Source organism: Pseudomonas fluorescens (assembly GCF_902497745.1).
Classification (GTDB): domain Bacteria; phylum Pseudomonadota; class Gammaproteobacteria; order Pseudomonadales; family Pseudomonadaceae; genus Aquipseudomonas; species Aquipseudomonas fluorescens_BM.
The window spans coordinates 67,999-83,555 of record NZ_CABVHJ010000015.1; the positions used below are offsets into that span (position 1 = coordinate 67,999).

Here is a 15,557-nt window from a genome sequence, read left to right on the forward strand (position 1 = left end):
GGCCGAAAGACTTCGGCCAACACTTATTCGTCGTCGTCGAAGTTGTAGCTACCCGGTGCGAGGTTTTCAAAGCGGGTGTACTTGCCGATAAACGCCAGGCGGATAAAACCGATCGGGCCGTTACGCTGCTTGCCGATGATGATTTCGGCGATGCCCTTGTGCTCGGTTTCGGGGTGATACACCTCGTCGCGATACACGAACATGATCACGTCGGCGTCCTGCTCGATCGCTCCGGATTCCCGCAAGTCGGAGTTCACTGGACGCTTGTTCGGACGTTGTTCCAGGGAGCGGTTGAGCTGCGACAGCGCCACCACCGGGCAGTTGAATTCCTTGGCCAGCGCTTTCAGGGATCGCGAGATCTCGGAAATTTCGTTGGTACGGTTGTCACCGCTGGAACCGGGGATCTGCATCAGTTGCAGGTAGTCGATCATGATCAGGCCGACGTCGCCGTGTTCACGCACCAGACGCCGGGTCCGCGCACGCATTTCCGACGGACTGATGCCGGCGGTGTCATCAATGAACAGCTTGCGGTCGTTGAGCAGGTTGACCGCCGAAGTCAGGCGCGGCCAGTCATCGTCTTCCAGTTGACCGGAACGCACTTTGGTCTGGTCGATGCGGCCCAGCGAGGAGAGCATACGCATGATCAGCGATTCACCTGGCATCTCGAGGGAGTACACCAGAACCGCCTTCTCGCTGCGCAACACAGCGTTTTCCACCAGGTTCATCGCGAAGGTGGTTTTACCCATCGACGGACGGCCGGCGACGATGATCAAGTCGGACGGCTGCAGGCCGCTGGTCTTCTCGTCGAGGTCGGTGTAGCCGGTGGACAAGCCAGTGATGGCGTTGTCAGTGTTGAACAAGGTGTCGATGCGGTCGATGGCCTTGGTCAGCAAATCGTTCACACCTACCGGGCCGCCGGTTTTAGGCCGGGCCTCGGCAATCTGGAAGATCTGCCGTTCGGCTTCGTCGAGAATTTCGGCGGCGGTGCGGCCTTCAGGGTTGAAGGCGCTGTCAGCGATCTCGGTGCTGATGCCGATCAACTGGCGCAAGGTCGCTCGTTCGCGAACGATCTGCGCATAGGCCTTGATGTTGGCGACGGACGGCGTGTTTTTCGCCAGTTCGCCAAGGTAACCGAGGCCACCCACTTGCGAAGTCTGACCTTCCTTGTCCAGTTGCTCGGACAGGGTCACGACGTCAATTGGCATGTTCTGATCGGCCAGCTTGGCGATCGCACGGAAGATCAGACGGTGGTCATGTCGATAGAAATCGCCGTCGGAGACTTGATCGAGCACGCGTTCCCAGGCGTTGTTGTCCAGCATCAGACCACCGAGTACAGCCTGTTCGGCTTCGATGGAATGCGGCGGCACCTTCAGGGCAGCGGTTTGCAGATCGTATTGCTCGGGAGCGGAGATATCGTTCATGGCCACTTGTGTTGTTTGGAAAAACAGGGAATTCAGAAAGACAAAGGGCACGACCTGTAAACAGGATCGTGCCCGATGTTAACCGTCTGACGGACAAGCCGCCAGCCGATCAGTGTTGCTTAAGCTGCTACCACGACAACGCGTACGGTGGCTTCAACTTCGGCGTGCAGGTGCACAGCCACGTCGAATTCACCCACATTGCGGATGGTGCCGTTCGGCAGACGAACTTCGCTCTTCTGCACTTCAACGCCGGAGGCGGTCAGTGCGTCAGCGATGTCGTGAGTACCGATCGAACCGAACAGCTTGCCTTCGTCGCCAGCGGTGGCAGTGATGGTCACTTCCAGCTCGGCCAGTTGGGCAGCACGGCTTTCAGCCGATGCTTTACGGTCTGCAGCAGCTTTTTCCAGCTCAGCACGACGCTCTTCAAACGCAGCCAGGTTGGCAGCGGTTGCAGCGGTAGCTTTGCCGAAAGGCAGCAGGTAGTTACGGCCGTAACCGGCCTTAACGTTTACTTTGTCGCCCAGGTTGCCCAGGTTGGCGATTTTTTCCAGAAGGATCAGTTGCATGTGGAAATCCTCTTAACTTTTAACCTTCACCGTTCGCGTTATCGGTGTCTTTCGACACGTGACGACCGCGAAAATCAATCAGGCTGTCGACAATGGCCAGGACCACGAGCAACGGATAGATCAGCTGCATGAACAACAGCAGCGTGACGTACAACCCCACCAGCCAGAAACCGGCCAGTCGCTTTTGCCCGACCAGCCCGTGAATCAGGGCAAGTCCGGCGAACACCAGCGGTACACTGCACAACGGCGTCAACATGGCCATCTGTGCACCGAGATTCGGGCCCAGAAGCATTAACGCCAGCAGTAACATCGCCGGCCCCAGCGGGATCCGGATGGCGCGAAACTCGCGACCAAAACCACCCGGGTTGTACAACAACGCCTGCCAATGCCGCCCGACAATCAGGCTCAGCACGCTGACGATCTGCAACAAAGCCGCAATCAGTCCGGTCAGGACCGGTGCAATCAGGGACGCGAAACGCGCTTGCTCATCGACCGACAATTGCTTGTAAGTCTCACCGAGAAGCGCTGGCATGACCTTTATCAAGGCCTGCGCGAGCATCTCGATCTGGGCCGCAAACGCAGCCCCGAGCACCACCGAAAACACCACTCCAATCACTACGCTGACCAGCAGCGTGCGAACCCAGGACTCACTTGCGCGCAAAACCAACGCAAGTCCCGAAGACCCCAGCAGCACCAAAAGTGCGCGTGGGTCATCGGCATACAGCCACCAGATCAATGCCGGCAGCAGCCCCAGAGACAGAACACCCAGGGCGTCCGTCAGTCCGCGCCGCAGTAGCACAAGGCTCCCGGCGGCAGCGCCCAACCAATACAACAACGGCAATGTTGCACATCCGGCCACCACGAGAGTGGCCTGCATACGGCCTCGCATGATGAACTCAGCTAAGGCACGCATGCATTCAATCCTTTGCTACTTGTCGACTGCCCGGTCTCAGCGGCCGTGGCTGTCGGTGTAGGCCAGCAGGGCCAGGAAGCGGGCGCGCTTGATAGCGGTGGCCAGCTGACGCTGATAACGAGCTTTGGTACCGGTGATGCGGCTTGGAACGATTTTGCCGGTCTCGGATACGTAGGCTTTCAGAGTGTTGAGATCTTTGTAATCGATCTCTTTCACGTCTTCAGCGGTGAAACGGCAGAATTTACGACGACGGAAGAAACGTGCCATTTGATAGGCTCCTTAATAAGGTCCGTGGATTACTCGTCAGCGTTATCGCTGTCGTTCTCTTCGCCTTCAGCGCTTTCAGCGCCTTCGTGCTCAGGACGATCGCGACGCTCACGGCGCTCACTGCGGTTTTCTTCAGCCTTGAGCATCTCGGACTGGCCGGTAACGGCTTCGTCGCGACGGATGACCAGGTTACGGATCACTGCATCGTTGTAGCGGAAGTTGTCTTCCAGCTCGGCCAGGGCCTTGCCAGTGCACTCAACGTTCAGCATCACGTAGTGAGCCTTGTGAACATTGTTGATTGCGTAGGCCAGTTGACGACGGCCCCAATCTTCCAGACGGTGGATTTTGCCGCCGTCTTCTTCGATCAGCTTGGTGTAACGCTCAACCATGCCGCCGACTTGCTCGCTCTGATCCGGGTGGACCAGAAAGATGATTTCGTAATGACGCATGAATGCTCCTTACGGGTTGTAGCCTGCCGCTCAAAAACGGTCAGACAAGGAGTGAATGACACTTATGGACTTGCTGGCGCGGGGCACATGCGTGCCTGCCGTCACAGCAAGGGGCGCAATTGTAGAGAAGGGACAAGAGAGGTGCAAGGCAATTGGTGATTATTTGAACAATCACTCAGTTATGCCACCCCACAAAACACAGTGGGAGCGAGCTTGCTCGCGAATGCGGTTTGTCAGGCAACATTTACGTCGACTGACACGCCCTCTTCGCGAGCAAGCTCGCTCCCACATTTGAATCGTGTACGACTCAGGATTTCTTGGCAGCAGCCTTGGCTTTTGCCCCGCGCTGACGCTGTGCTTCGAACAGACACACGCCGGTGGCAACCGAAACGTTGAGGCTGCTGACACTACCGGCCATCGGCAGCTTCACCAGATAATCACAGTGCTCGCGGGTCAGGCGACGCATGCCCTTGCCTTCGGCGCCCATGATCAGGATGGTCGGGCCGGTCAGGTCCTGGTCATAAATGCTGACCTCAGCCTCACCCGCCGTACCGACAATCCACAGACCGCGCTGCTGAAGCTTTTCCAGCGTGCGCGCGAGGTTGGTCACCGCCACCAGCGGAATCACTTCCGCCGCGCCGCAAGCGACTTTACGCACGACCGGCGTCAAAGTTGCCGATTTGTCTTTCGGCACGATCACCGCCAGCGCACCGGCCGCATCGGCCGAGCGCAGGCAAGCGCCGAGGTTGTGCGGGTCGGTCACACCGTCGAGCACCAACAACAGCGGCGCGCCTTCAGTGCGATCGAGCAGCTCGTCGAGCATGGCTTCGCCCCAGACCTGGCTCGGGCTGACTTCCGCGACCACACCCTGATGCACGCCTTCAACCCAGGCATCCATTTCGCGACGTTCGGCCTGGCCGACCTGAACGCGATTTTCGTTGGCCAGTTCAACCAGGGTCTGCACACGCGGATCGTTGCGGCTTTCAGCCAGCCAGATCTGCTTGACGCGTTTCGGGTGGTGACGCAGCAACGCTTCTACCGCGTGAACGCCGTAGATTTTTTCCAACTGACTCATGACTTCGCCTTCGGTTTACGTGCCCCGCCACTTTTGGCTGGAGCAGAACCCGCTTTTGGCGGGCCTTTACGGTGTTTGCTCGGTTTGGCTGGCTTGCCGCCGGAGGCCTTTTCAGGCGCCGACCGTCCGGTCTTTCCCCCGGACGCCGCTTTACCACCGTTTTTGGCATCGGAAAGCAGCGCTTTCTTCATTTCACGGCTTTTGCGCAGCTCGGCGTTCTTCGCCACGGCATCGCTAGGGCGATAGGCTTCGGCAGCTTTCTCCTTGGCTGGACGACGGCCGGCGGTTTTGGCCGGGGCCTTTTCTTCCGAAGCCTTGGCAGCAGGAGCCGCGGTTTCAGCGCCACGCTTCTTGCGGCCAATTGGCGCGCTGATGGTTTTTTCGGCCATCTCGAAGTCGATCTTGCGCTCGTCGAGGTCAACGCGCATCACGCGCACTTCAACGGTATCGCCAAGACGGAAGCTACGACCGGTGCGCTCGCCCGCCAAGCGGTGATGCACAGGATCGAAGTGGTAGTAATCGCCCGGTAGCGCGGTGACGTGCACCAGGCCTTCGACGTAGATATCGGTCAGTTCGACGAACAGACCAAAACCGGTCACTGCGGTGATCACGCCCGGGAACGATTCGCCTACTCGATCCTTCATGAACTCGCACTTGAGCCAGTTCACTACGTCGCGGGTCGCTTCGTCAGCACGGCGCTCGCTCATCGAGCATTGCTCGCCGAGTTGCTCCAGTGCCGCTTCGTCGTACGGGTAAATGCGCGCCTTCGGAATGGTCATCGCACCGGCACGACGAACGTGCGGGGTGTCCTGTTTCGAATGGATCACGCTGCGGATCGCGCGGTGCGTCAACAGGTCCGGATAACGACGGATCGGCGAAGTGAAGTGGGTATAGGCTTCGTAATTCAGGCCGAAGTGGCCCTGATTGTCAGCGCTGTACACCGCCTGGCTCAGCGAACGCAGCATCACAGTCTGGATCAGGTGGAAATCCGGACGGTCCTTGATGCTTGCCAGCAAGGCCTGATAGTCCTTCGGCGATGGACCGTCCTTGCCTTTGTGCAGGGACAGACCGAGCTCGCCAAGGAACGCACGCAGTTTTTCCAGACGCTCCGGTGGCGGGCCATCGTGGACGCGATACAGCGCAGGAATTTCGTGCTTCTTGAGGAATTCGGCGGTGGCCACGTTGGCCGCCAGCATGCATTCTTCGATCAGCTTGTGCGCGTCGTTGCGGGTGGTCGGACGGATTTCGGCAATCTTGCGCTCGGTACCGAAGATGATTCGGGTTTCCTGCGTTTCGAAATCGATCGCGCCACGGACGTGACGGGCAGCCAGCAGAACCTTGTACAGCGCATAAAGCTGCTTGAGGTGCGGCAGAACATCGTTGTACTCACCGCGAAGCTGACGCGCCTCGGTAATTTTCGGCGTTTCCAGCATCGCGCTGACTTTGTTGTAAGTCAGACGAGCGTGGGAATGGATCACCGCTTCATAGAAGCAGTAGTCGGTCATTTCGCCGGACTTGGAGATGGTCATCTCGCAAACCATGGCAAGACGATCGACGTGCGGATTCAGCGAGCACAGGCCGTTGGACAACTGCTCAGGCAACATCGGCACGACGCGCTCGGGGAAGTACACCGAATTGCCGCGCACTTGCGCTTCGTTATCCAGCGCCGAGCCGATCTTCACGTAGCTGGAAACGTCGGCAATCGCCACGTACAACTTCCAGCCGCCGGAGAACAGGCGCAGCTTGCCCGGCTTGGCTTCGCAATAAACAGCGTCGTCGAAGTCGCGGGCATCTTCGCCGTCGATGGTGACGAACGGCAGATGGCGCAGGTCGACGCGCTTCTCTTTGTCTTTCTCTTCGACTTCCGGCTTGAGCTTGGCGGCTTCTTTCAGAACCGCTTCAGGCCAGACGTGCGGGATATCGTAGGTGCGCAGGGCAACGTCGATTTCCATGCCCGGCGCCATGTAGTTGCCGACCACTTCGACCACATCGCCTTGCGGCTGGAAGCGCGGCGTCGGCCAGTGGGTGATTTTCACCTCGACGAACTGACCGATTTGCGCGTTGGCGTTGCGGCCCGGAGTTACCAGCACTTCTTGCTGGATCTTCGGATTGTCGGCAACGACGAAACCGATGCCGCCCTCTTCGAAGTAGCGACCGACGATGGTTTCGTGAGCACGCGAAACCACTTCAACGATCACGCCTTCGCGGCGACCGCGGCGGTCGAGGCCGGAAACACGGGCCAGCGCACGGTCGCCGTCGAATACCAGACGCATTTGCGCCGGGCTCATGAACAGGTCGTCGCTGCCGTCGTCCGGCACCAGGAAGCCGAACCCGTCGCGGTGACCACTGATGCGGCCAAGGATCAGGTCGAGCTTGTCGACCGGCGCGTACGTACCACGACGGGTATAGATCAGTTGTGCGTCGCGCTCCATGGCGCGAAGGCGGCGGCGCAGGGCTTCGATCTGGTCTTCTGTGGTCAGACCAAACTCTTCGACCAGTTGCTCGCGGGCAGCAGGCGAACCCCGATCGGCGAGATGCGCCAGGATCAGTTCGCGGCTAGGAATAGGGTTTTCATATTTTTCCGCTTCACGAGCGGCCTCGGGATCGAGGGACTGCCAATCGGCCATTAGAGAGTTTTCACCTTGTCTATATGCGGGTTAGTTTGGCATAGGCGCCATGAAACGGGAAATTTCCGACTATATAAGACCCAACTGAGGGCCTGTATCGACGCCCGAAAGCCGTTTTGACCACCGCCGGTAAAAAAAATCATATTTTTTGCTGACAGGGGTTTACAGTTAAAAAGACGCTCCGTATAGTGCGCGCCATCGACGACGCACAAGCGTTACCGATACTGCCCAGATGGTGAAATTGGTAGACACGCCAGCTTCAGGTGCTGGTGACCTTACGGTCGTGGAAGTTCGAGTCTTCTTCTGGGCACCAATTTCGAGTTTTGAGACTAGATCAGTTTCAAGGCTCACACAAAACCCGCGAAAGCGGGTTTTTTGCATTCTAAGCCCGGGTTTTCTTAAAACTGATTTATTAAAATTAAATCAGGGGTTTACAGATCAAAAGGCGCTCCGTATAGTGCGCCACATCAACAGCGGCAACGCTCGCGATGATTGCCCAGATGGTGAAATTGGTAGACACGCCAGCTTCAGGTGCTGGTGACCTTACGGTCGTGGAAGTTCGAGTCTTCTTCTGGGCACCAATTCAAATTCAAGGTTACAGCCTTGAATTTCACAGAAACCCGCGAAAGCGGGTTTTTGCGTTTCTGGCTTCCGGAAATTTATCGCCACGCCGCCTATCAAAACGCCAGCCCCACCGCAAGGCGCACTTGAGAAACAATATCGTTTATCATTGTTGCAAGTTTTTGCAATGCGACAGTGAGGAACCCCGCGAATGACGTTTCGAAATACCCTGCGCCGAGGCCTGACCTTCACCCTCCTCGGCCTGGCGCTCGCCACTCCCCTCACCCAGGCTGCCGATACGGTTTCCCTGACTCTCTATAACGGCCAGCATAAAGAAGTCGGCGACGCGATCGCCAAAGCCTTCGAAGCCAAGACCGGCATTCACGTCAACGTGCGCAAAGGCAGCAGCAATCAACTCGCCAGCCAGATCATCGAAGAAGGCGACCGCTCCCCCGCCGACGTGATCTACACCGAGGAGTCGCCACCGCTGAACAATCTCGGCGAACTGGGCCTGCTGGCCAAGACCGATGACGCCACGCTGGCAGTGCTTCCGGAAAAATACGTGGCTGGCAACGGCACCTGGATCGGCGTGACGGCGCGCGTTCGTGTGGTCGCCTACAACCCGAAACTGGTCGACGAAAAAGACCTGCCGAAATCGGTCATGGAATTCTCCGATCCACAATGGCAAGGCAAAGTCGGTTTCGTACCGACCAGCGGCGCCTTCCAGGAACAAGCCGTGGCGATCATCAAGATGCACGGTCGCGACGCCGCCGAAGAGTGGCTGACCGGTCTGCGCGCTTTCGGCAAGACCTACAGCAACAACATGGTCGCCCTTAAAGCTGTGGAAAACGGCGAAGTCGCCACCGTGCTGGTGAACAACTACTACTGGTTCGCCCTGCAGCGCGAGAAAGGCAAACTCGACTCGAAACTGCATTACTTCACCGGCGGCGACGTCGGCGGCTTGATCACTGTATCGAGCGCTGCCGTGCTGAAATCCAGCAAACATCCCAAAGAAGCCCAGCAATTTCTCGCCTACATGGCCAGCGAAGAAGGCCAGCGCGTAATCACTCAGACCACCGCCGAATACCCGCTGCACAAAGGCATGGAATCGGATCGCGGACTCAAGCCGTTCAGCGAACTGGAAGCGCCGAACGTAACGCCGGCCGATCTGGGCAATGCCGAAGAAGCGCTGGAACTGGAACGTGAAGTTGGCTTGAACTGATGGCCGCATCGTTATCCGCCCCCGCCGCGCGCGGGGGTTACGTGCCAAAACGCAGGCGGCCTTCGATCTGGCTGGTATTGCCAGTTTTGTTGCTGGTGATACTGAGTCTGTTGCCGCTCGCCTATGTCGGGCTCAAAGCCTGGCAGGCCGGTTGGGCCGAAGCGCTGCACTTGTTGTGGCGCCCATATGTGTTCGGCCTGCTGCGCAACACCTTGGCGTTAATGGTTGGCGTAACCCTTACGTGCGGCGTGATCGGTCTGTCGCTGGCCTGGCTGCTGGAGCGCAGCAATCTGCCGGGACGACGCCTGTGGGGGGTGATTCTGTGCCTGCCGTTCGCGGTGCCGGCGTTTGTCAGCAGCTTCACCTGGGTTTCGTTGAGCGCGCAGTTCGAAGGGCTTGGCGGGGCGATTCTGGTGATGAGCCTGTCGAAGTACCCGCTGATTTTCCTGCCGGTGGCGGCGACGCTGCGCAATCTCGATCCCTCCCTTGAAGAATCTGCCCGCACCCTCGGGCAGAATCGCTGGGGCGTGTTTTTCCGCGTCACCTTGCCGCTGCTCTGGCCATCGTTGCTGGCCGGTTCGCTGCTAATTGCTTTGCACATGCTGGTCGAGTTCGGCGCACTGTCGATCATCGGCCTGCAAACCTTCACCACGGCGATCTATCAGCAATTCGAACTGGAGTTCAGCAACGCCAACGCCGCGATGCTCTCCGCCGTGCTGCTGGCGCTGTGCCTGGTGTTGTTGTGGCTGGAATTGCGGGTGCGCGGCAAGGGCCGACATGTACGCACCGGGCAAGGCGCGGCGCGTCAGGCTGAACAGGTTCGACTAGGGCCATGGGCAGCAGTCGGTCAGTTGTATTGCCTGATGCTGGCGATTGTCGGCAGCGGAATTCCGCTGGGGATGTTGGCGTATTGGCTGGCGGTCGGTTCGTCGGCGGCTTTTCCGGTGGCCGCGATTACTGAAGCCCTGCTCTCGTCTTTGGCGCTTTCTCTTGGCGGTGCGGCATTGTGTCTGGTGCTCGCAGTGCCAGTCGGATTGCTGGTAGTGCGCTACAAAGGCCAACTGGCAATCTGGGCCGAACGCTTGCCGTATCTGCTACATGCACTGCCAGGATTGGTGATTGCGTTGACGCTGGTGTATTTCGCCCTGCATTACGTGCCGGCGCTCTACCAGACTTCGGGACTGCTGCTGATTGCTTATGCGTTGTTGTTTTTGCCATTGGCACAGGCGCCGATTCGCACGGCACTGAACAAGGCTGCGCCGCAACTGGAAGAGGCCGCGCGCACATTGGGTACTTCGTCGTTCACGGCGTTTTGTCGGGTGACGTTGCCGATTATCTTTCCGGCATTGGGCGCGGCGTTTGCGCTGGTGTTTCTCGATGCGATGAAGGAATTGACGGCGACGTTGCTGCTGAGTCCGACCGGGCTTAACACCTTGGCGACCGAGGTCTGGGCGCATACAGCGAATGTAGAGTTTGCGGCCGCAGCGCCTTATGCGGCGTTGTTGATTTTGGTATCGGGGCTGCCGGTTTATTTGCTGACGACCCGGATGTATCTGAGCCGCTGATGCCGCTTTCGCGAGCAGGCTCGCTCCCACATTCTGACCAAGTCCCATCAGAGGAACGCGATCTATGTGGGAGCGAGCCTGCTCGCGAAGAGGCCCGCCCAAACAACCTCAAGCCCTGAACTGCCCCAGACTCGCCTTGAGCTGCGCCGCCAAACCATCCAGCACCTTGCCGCTCGCCGTGGTTTCCACCACCGCCTGCGCCGCTTTCTCGGCCTGCGCATGAATCGTTTCGACCCGCCCACGCACAGCCTGCGCACCCTGCGCCTGATGCGCCGCCGCTTGCGTCGCCAGACCAATCGCCGCATGCACTTGCTCAACCGATGCCTGTACTGACTGCTGCAACCGCGCGCTGTCGCGCAACACCAGCAACCCTTCGCTGGCCTGACGCCCGGCCTGACTGATCGCCTCGACCGCTTCACGCGCGCCCTGCTGCAACGCGACGATGTGCGCCTGAATATCGCCAGTAGAGCTTTGCGTTTTGCTGGCCAACGCCCGCACTTCGTCGGCCACCACCGCAAAGCCGCGCCCGGTTTCGCCGGCACGCGCCGCTTCGATGGCCGCGTTGAGCGCCAGCAGGTTGGTCTGCTCGGCTATCCCGTGGATCACCGTCAGCACCACTTCAATCTGCTCACTCTGCTGCGCCAGCCGCTCGATGACTTTCGCTCCGGTGTCGACCTGCCCCGCCAGCGCTTCGATCAGACTGCCGACCTTGGCGGAGGTGCGAGTGTTTTCGTCAGTCGCCTGACGAATATCCACAACCTGCTTCAACGCCGCTTGCATCGCATGGCTTTCCGATTGCGCTTCATCCGCCATTTGCGACAGTGCGCGCAAACTCTCCGCCACTTCATCACGCTGCATACCCGCCGCCGCATCTGCACCGGCATTGCGCAGGGTCATCGCACCAATCTCGACGCCGGTACGCTGCGCAACATCACCCGCCTCACGCACGATCGGTTGCAACTTATCCACAAAGCGATTGACCGCCGAGGCCATGTCGCCGATTTCGTCTTTGCTGTTGATCTGCACACGCTTGGTCAGGTCGCCCTCACCCGCCGCCAGGTCATCCATCGCTGCGTTGAGCATCTTCAGGCGATTGACGACGCGATGGCCGAGCACGACTGCCAGCAACAGCAACACGCCGCAACCGACCAGCGCCAGTCCCATGCCGATCCGCCAGCGCAGGGTCGCGGCCGCCTCTTGAACAGTATTGGCGGTATTGGCTTTCATCTCGACGGCCGTTGACTGCGCTGATTGCAGGCGCGACTGCATGGCTTTGGCACTGTCCGCTGCGGCGCCCTTGAGGCTGTCGCCGACCAGTTGATCACTGCTCGCGATCAACGCCGAGAAGCGCTTGTCCAGTGCCGCCAGATCGGTTTCCACTGAGGCCGTGGACACCCCCATCAGCACTTTGCCGATTTCCACGCCATTGGGATTGATCGATGCCTCGAGGTAGTAAACCGATGGATCGTTTTTCGCCGCATCCAGAACTTTATCCAGCGCGCGCTCGCCCTGGCCTTTTTCCAGCAAAGCCTTGTTGATCGGATTTTCGCGATTGAGATAGCGGGTCAGGTGCTGGCCGGTAGCGTCGTCGTAGACCACGAACAGCACATTGGGATTGCGCTGGGCCCGGCGGGCGAACTCGGACAGGGTCGGCACGTCGCTGTCCCACATGGCGCGCGGCGCAACGGAGGCGAGCAACTGCGCCATGTCATTGGCCGAATCCTTCAGATCCTTTTCCAGCGTCGCTCGCAACTGCGCCTGCTCGTCTTTCAGCCGCGAAGACAGACCGGCAGTCAGGCGCTGACGAGTGCTGGCAGACAAGGCATCGAGGCTCGACGTGACTTCACGCCCCGCCTGCTCAAGTTCGCCGGAGAGTTTCTGGCTGTCGGCGCCGAGGCGCACCGCCAGATCAGCTTCCAGCGCCGTGACGGTGCTCCGCGTCAGGGCAACGGCCACCAACACCTGCACCAAAAGGGCGATACCAAGGGTAACGAACACGGGGCGCAACAAACGGCTTTGTAACAGTGAGAGAACGGCCGACACTGTGAATACCTCTACTTCTGACGCCATTAATTTGATGGCACTCTTGTAGGCAGATTCACAGCAAAGGTCATGCCGTCCAACAGGCATAAACGACAAAGGCCCCGATTAAGGGGCCTTTGTGTTTTTACATCAACGACTTATCAAGCAAACGGATGACGCAGAACGATGGTTTCGTTGCGGTCCGGGCCCGTCGAAATAATGTCGATCGGCGCGCCGATCAACTCTTCAACGCGTTTGATGTAGGCACGAGCGTTAGCTGGCAGCTCTTCCAGGGTTTTCGCACCCACGGTCGATTCGGTCCAGCCCGGCACTTCTTCGTACACAGGCTGCAGGCCTACGTAGCTGTCAGCGTCGGTCGGAGCAACGGCATTGCCCTGCGCATCTTTGTAGCCGACGCAGATGTTGATGGTTTCCAGGCCGTCGAGTACGTCCAGCTTGGTCAGGCAGATGCCCGAGATGCTGTTCACATCGATCGCGCGACGCAGGATAACGGCGTCGAACCAGCCGCAACGACGGGCACGGCCGGTGGTCGCGCCGAACTCGTGACCTTGCTTGGCCAGATGCGCGCCGACGTCGTCGAACAGCTCGGTCGGGAACGGACCCGAACCGACGCGAGTGGTGTAAGCCTTGGTGATGCCCAGGATGTAATCCAGGAACATCGGGCCAACGCCGGAACCGGTCGCCACGCCACCAGCGGTGGTGTTGGAGCTGGTCACGTACGGGTAGGTACCGTGGTCGATGTCGAGCAACGAACCCTGGGCGCCTTCGAACATGATGTCTTTGCCGGCGCGACGCAGGTCGTGCAGCTCAGCGGTGACGTCGAGCATCAGCGGCTTGAGCAGCTCGGCGTATTCCTTGCACTCGGCCAGGGTCTTTTCGAACTCGATGGCCGGCTCTTTGTAGTACCCGACCAGCATGAAGTTGTGGTAATCCACCAGTTCACGCAGCTTGTCTTCGAAGCGCGGCATGTTCAGCAGGTCGCCAACACGCAGGCCACGACGAGCAACCTTGTCTTCGTACGCCGGGCCGATGCCGCGACCGGTAGTACCGATCTTCAGCTCGCCACGGGCCTTTTCACGGGCCTGGTCCAGCGCCACGTGGAAGGACAGGATCAGCGGGCAGGACGGGCTGATACGCAGACGCTCACGCACTGGTACGCCTTTCTCTTCCAGCTTGGTGATCTCGCGCAGCAGGGCGTCAGGTGCAACCACCACGCCGTTGCCGATCAGGCACTGCACGCCTTCGCGCAGCACGCCCGACGGAATCAGGTGCAAAACGGTTTTTTCGCCGTCGATCACCAGGGTGTGACCAGCGTTGTGGCCACCTTGGTAGCGCACTACGGCGGCAGCATGTTCGGTCAGCAGATCAACGATCTTGCCTTTGCCCTCATCACCCCATTGGGTGCCCAGGACTACGACATTCTTACCCATAACACTTGTCCTCATTCGCGCAAACTTGGTGCCGGCGATGGCCGGCAGGAAAACTCAAGAAGCCAGTGGCGATACTTGCCAAAGCCCGTTCTGCTGAATCAATTGCCGGTCGCAGTCCGCATCACGGGCGGCGGCCAAAGGTTGTCCAGGCAAAGCCTGAACGACACGCTGACCCTCACTGCGCAACTGGCAAACCTGCTGCCAGAGTGCCGCATCCGTACTGTCAGGCATCCAGATACCGCCAGACGGTAGCTCGATCTCAGCACGCCCCAGGGTCACCAGGGTTTTCAAATCGGTGGAAAAGCCAGTCGCTGGACGGGCGCGACCAAAGTCAGCGCCGATGTCATCGTAACGACCGCCCTGAGCGATGGACTGGCCAACACCCGGCACGAACACCGCGAACACCACACCGGTGTGGTAGTGGTAGCCACGCAGTTCACCCAGATCGAAGTACAGCGGCAGCTCCGGGAAGCGCGCCGACAGACGCTCGGCGATTGCCAGCAAATCTTCCAGTGCCGCCAGAACCGGCGCCGGTGCATTGGCCAGACGCTCGCGGGCAGCACTCAGCACTTCACGGCCGCCGCACAGATCAACCAGCGCGCGCAGCATGCCGGACAAGTCTGCCGGCAAGCCTTCGGTCAAGGTAATGACCTCGTCGATGGCCTTGCGTTGCAACGCGTCGAACAAGTGCTGCTCGACTTCACCGGACAGACCGGCGGCACGGGCCAGACCACGGTAGATACCGACATGACCGAGGTCCATGTGCACATCCGGCACATCGGCCAGTTGCAGCATGGCCAGCATCAGGCTGATCACTTCAACGTCGCTGCTCGGGCTGGCATCGCCGTACAACTCGGCGCCCAACTGAATCGGGCTGCGCGAGGACGACAGTGCACGCGGCTGGGCGTGCAGCACGCTGCCGGCGTAGCACAGACGGCTCGGACCTTCGCGACGCAGGGTATGCGCATCGATGCGCGCCACTTGCGGCGTGATGTCGGCACGGAAACCCATCTGCCGGCCCGACTGCGGGTCGATGACCTTGAAGGTACGCAGATCCAGGTCCTGGCCCGCGCCGGTCAGCAGGGATTCCAGGTACTCGATATGGGGAGTCACGACAAACTCGTAACCCCAGCTCTGGAACAGATCCAACACCTGACGACGCGCGACTTCAATGCGCGCCGCCTCCGGTGGCAGTACTTCTTCGATGCCATCTGGCAGCAGCCAGCGGTCTACCGTTGCCATTACGCCATTCCCCTTTGATCCGGGCGGCCAGCCTGCGGGCGAGCCTTGAGTGAAGCAGAAAATGACCGGTTCGTTCAAAACGCACGCGCATGAACGACGCGGCGAAAGGCCTGTTACCGGCTTCGCCCATCACTTTCCTCGAAATACTCTCGGGCCATTCAACCCGATGCCTGCAA

Annotated in this window: 12 protein-coding genes and 2 tRNA genes; 4 read left to right on the plus strand and 10 right to left on the minus strand. The window is 59.6% G+C overall.

Annotated elements, in window-relative coordinates:
- Positions 1-23: 23 nt before the first annotated feature.
- From dnaB to rnr, 7 genes are all read right to left on the minus strand, one after another.
- Positions 24-1,421, minus strand: a complete 1,398-nt coding sequence (dnaB, locus tag F8N44_RS21865; protein WP_007915846.1) for a replicative DNA helicase — start codon at positions 1,419-1,421, stop codon at positions 24-26.
- Between the two features lie 119 nt (positions 1,422-1,540).
- Positions 1,541-1,987: a 50S ribosomal protein L9 gene (rplI, locus tag F8N44_RS21870; protein ID WP_003221136.1), complete on the minus strand. Its 447-nt coding sequence runs from the start codon at positions 1,985-1,987 to the stop codon at positions 1,541-1,543.
- A 19-nt stretch (positions 1,988-2,006) separates the two neighbouring features.
- The gene (locus tag F8N44_RS21875) at positions 2,007-2,900 is read right to left on the minus strand and encodes a hypothetical protein (RefSeq protein WP_016983782.1); all 894 of its coding nucleotides are present in this window, start codon (positions 2,898-2,900) and stop codon (positions 2,007-2,009) included.
- 36 nt (positions 2,901-2,936) lie between these two features.
- Positions 2,937-3,167, minus strand: coding sequence for a 30S ribosomal protein S18 (gene rpsR / locus F8N44_RS21880; protein ID WP_002551829.1), 231 nt, complete (start codon positions 3,165-3,167; stop codon positions 2,937-2,939).
- Positions 3,168-3,196: 29 nt separating this feature from the next.
- Positions 3,197-3,616: a 30S ribosomal protein S6 gene (gene rpsF, locus F8N44_RS21885; RefSeq protein ID WP_007915844.1), complete on the minus strand. Its 420-nt coding sequence runs from the start codon at positions 3,614-3,616 to the stop codon at positions 3,197-3,199.
- A 307-nt stretch (positions 3,617-3,923) separates the two neighbouring features.
- Entirely contained in the window at positions 3,924-4,691 is a 768-nt protein-coding gene (gene rlmB / locus F8N44_RS21890; RefSeq protein WP_016983783.1) for a 23S rRNA (guanosine(2251)-2'-O)-methyltransferase RlmB, read from the minus strand.
- Positions 4,688-7,318, minus strand: coding sequence for a ribonuclease R (rnr, locus tag F8N44_RS21895; RefSeq protein WP_077570643.1), 2,631 nt, complete (start codon positions 7,316-7,318; stop codon positions 4,688-4,690). Before rnr ends, rlmB begins: the two co-directional genes overlap by 4 nt.
- Positions 7,319-7,544: 226 nt before the next feature.
- Here rnr and F8N44_RS21900 point away from each other — a divergent pair.
- The 4 genes from F8N44_RS21900 (at position 7,545) to F8N44_RS21915 (ending at position 10,666) form a co-directional block, all read left to right on the plus strand.
- Positions 7,545-7,631: transfer RNA gene (locus F8N44_RS21900), tRNA-Leu, on the plus strand.
- A gap of 181 nt (positions 7,632-7,812) precedes the next feature.
- Positions 7,813-7,899 (plus strand) — tRNA-Leu (locus tag F8N44_RS21905).
- Positions 7,900-8,090: 191 nt separating this feature from the next.
- On the plus strand, positions 8,091-9,101 hold the full coding sequence (locus F8N44_RS21910) for an extracellular solute-binding protein (protein WP_150651768.1): 1,011 nt from the start codon (positions 8,091-8,093) through the stop codon (positions 9,099-9,101).
- Positions 9,101-10,666, plus strand: a complete 1,566-nt coding sequence (locus F8N44_RS21915) for an ABC transporter permease (protein WP_150651769.1) — start codon at positions 9,101-9,103, stop codon at positions 10,664-10,666. Before F8N44_RS21910 ends, F8N44_RS21915 begins: the two co-directional genes overlap by 1 nt.
- 108 nt (positions 10,667-10,774) lie before the next feature.
- Here F8N44_RS21915 and F8N44_RS21920 read toward each other — a convergent pair whose 3' ends face one another.
- The 3 genes from F8N44_RS21920 to F8N44_RS21930 all read right to left on the minus strand — a co-directional run bounded on the left by F8N44_RS21920 (position 10,775) and on the right by F8N44_RS21930 (position 15,381).
- The gene (locus F8N44_RS21920; RefSeq protein ID WP_150651770.1) at positions 10,775-12,709 is read right to left on the minus strand and encodes a methyl-accepting chemotaxis protein; all 1,935 of its coding nucleotides are present in this window, start codon (positions 12,707-12,709) and stop codon (positions 10,775-10,777) included.
- A gap of 140 nt (positions 12,710-12,849) precedes the next feature.
- The gene (locus tag F8N44_RS21925) at positions 12,850-14,139 is read right to left on the minus strand and encodes an adenylosuccinate synthase (protein WP_008078328.1); all 1,290 of its coding nucleotides are present in this window, start codon (positions 14,137-14,139) and stop codon (positions 12,850-12,852) included.
- Between the two features lie 54 nt (positions 14,140-14,193).
- Positions 14,194-15,381, minus strand: a complete 1,188-nt coding sequence (locus F8N44_RS21930) for an ATP phosphoribosyltransferase regulatory subunit (protein WP_150651771.1) — start codon at positions 15,379-15,381, stop codon at positions 14,194-14,196.
- Positions 15,382-15,557: the final 176 nt, after the last annotated feature.

Coding starts and splice junctions, on each gene's coding strand:
- dnaB (WP_007915846.1), bottom strand. CDS start 1,421: ATGAACGATATCTCCGCTCCCGAGCAATACGATCTGCAAACCGCTGCC.
- rplI (WP_003221136.1), bottom strand. CDS start 1,987: ATGCAACTGATCCTTCTGGAAAAAATCGCCAACCTGGGCAACCTGGGC.
- F8N44_RS21875 (WP_016983782.1), bottom strand. CDS start 2,900: ATGCGTGCCTTAGCTGAGTTCATCATGCGAGGCCGTATGCAGGCCACT.
- rpsR (WP_002551829.1), bottom strand. CDS start 3,167: ATGGCACGTTTCTTCCGTCGTCGTAAATTCTGCCGTTTCACCGCTGAA.
- rpsF (WP_007915844.1), bottom strand. CDS start 3,616: ATGCGTCATTACGAAATCATCTTTCTGGTCCACCCGGATCAGAGCGAG.
- rlmB (WP_016983783.1), bottom strand. CDS start 4,691: ATGAGTCAGTTGGAAAAAATCTACGGCGTTCACGCGGTAGAAGCGTTG.
- rnr (WP_077570643.1), bottom strand. CDS start 7,318: ATGGCCGATTGGCAGTCCCTCGATCCCGAGGCCGCTCGTGAAGCGGAA.
- F8N44_RS21910 (WP_150651768.1), top strand. CDS start 8,091: ATGACGTTTCGAAATACCCTGCGCCGAGGCCTGACCTTCACCCTCCTC.
- F8N44_RS21915 (WP_150651769.1), top strand. CDS start 9,101: ATGGCCGCATCGTTATCCGCCCCCGCCGCGCGCGGGGGTTACGTGCCA.
- F8N44_RS21925 (WP_008078328.1), bottom strand. CDS start 14,139: ATGGGTAAGAATGTCGTAGTCCTGGGCACCCAATGGGGTGATGAGGGC.
- F8N44_RS21930 (WP_150651771.1), bottom strand. CDS start 15,381: ATGGCAACGGTAGACCGCTGGCTGCTGCCAGATGGCATCGAAGAAGTA.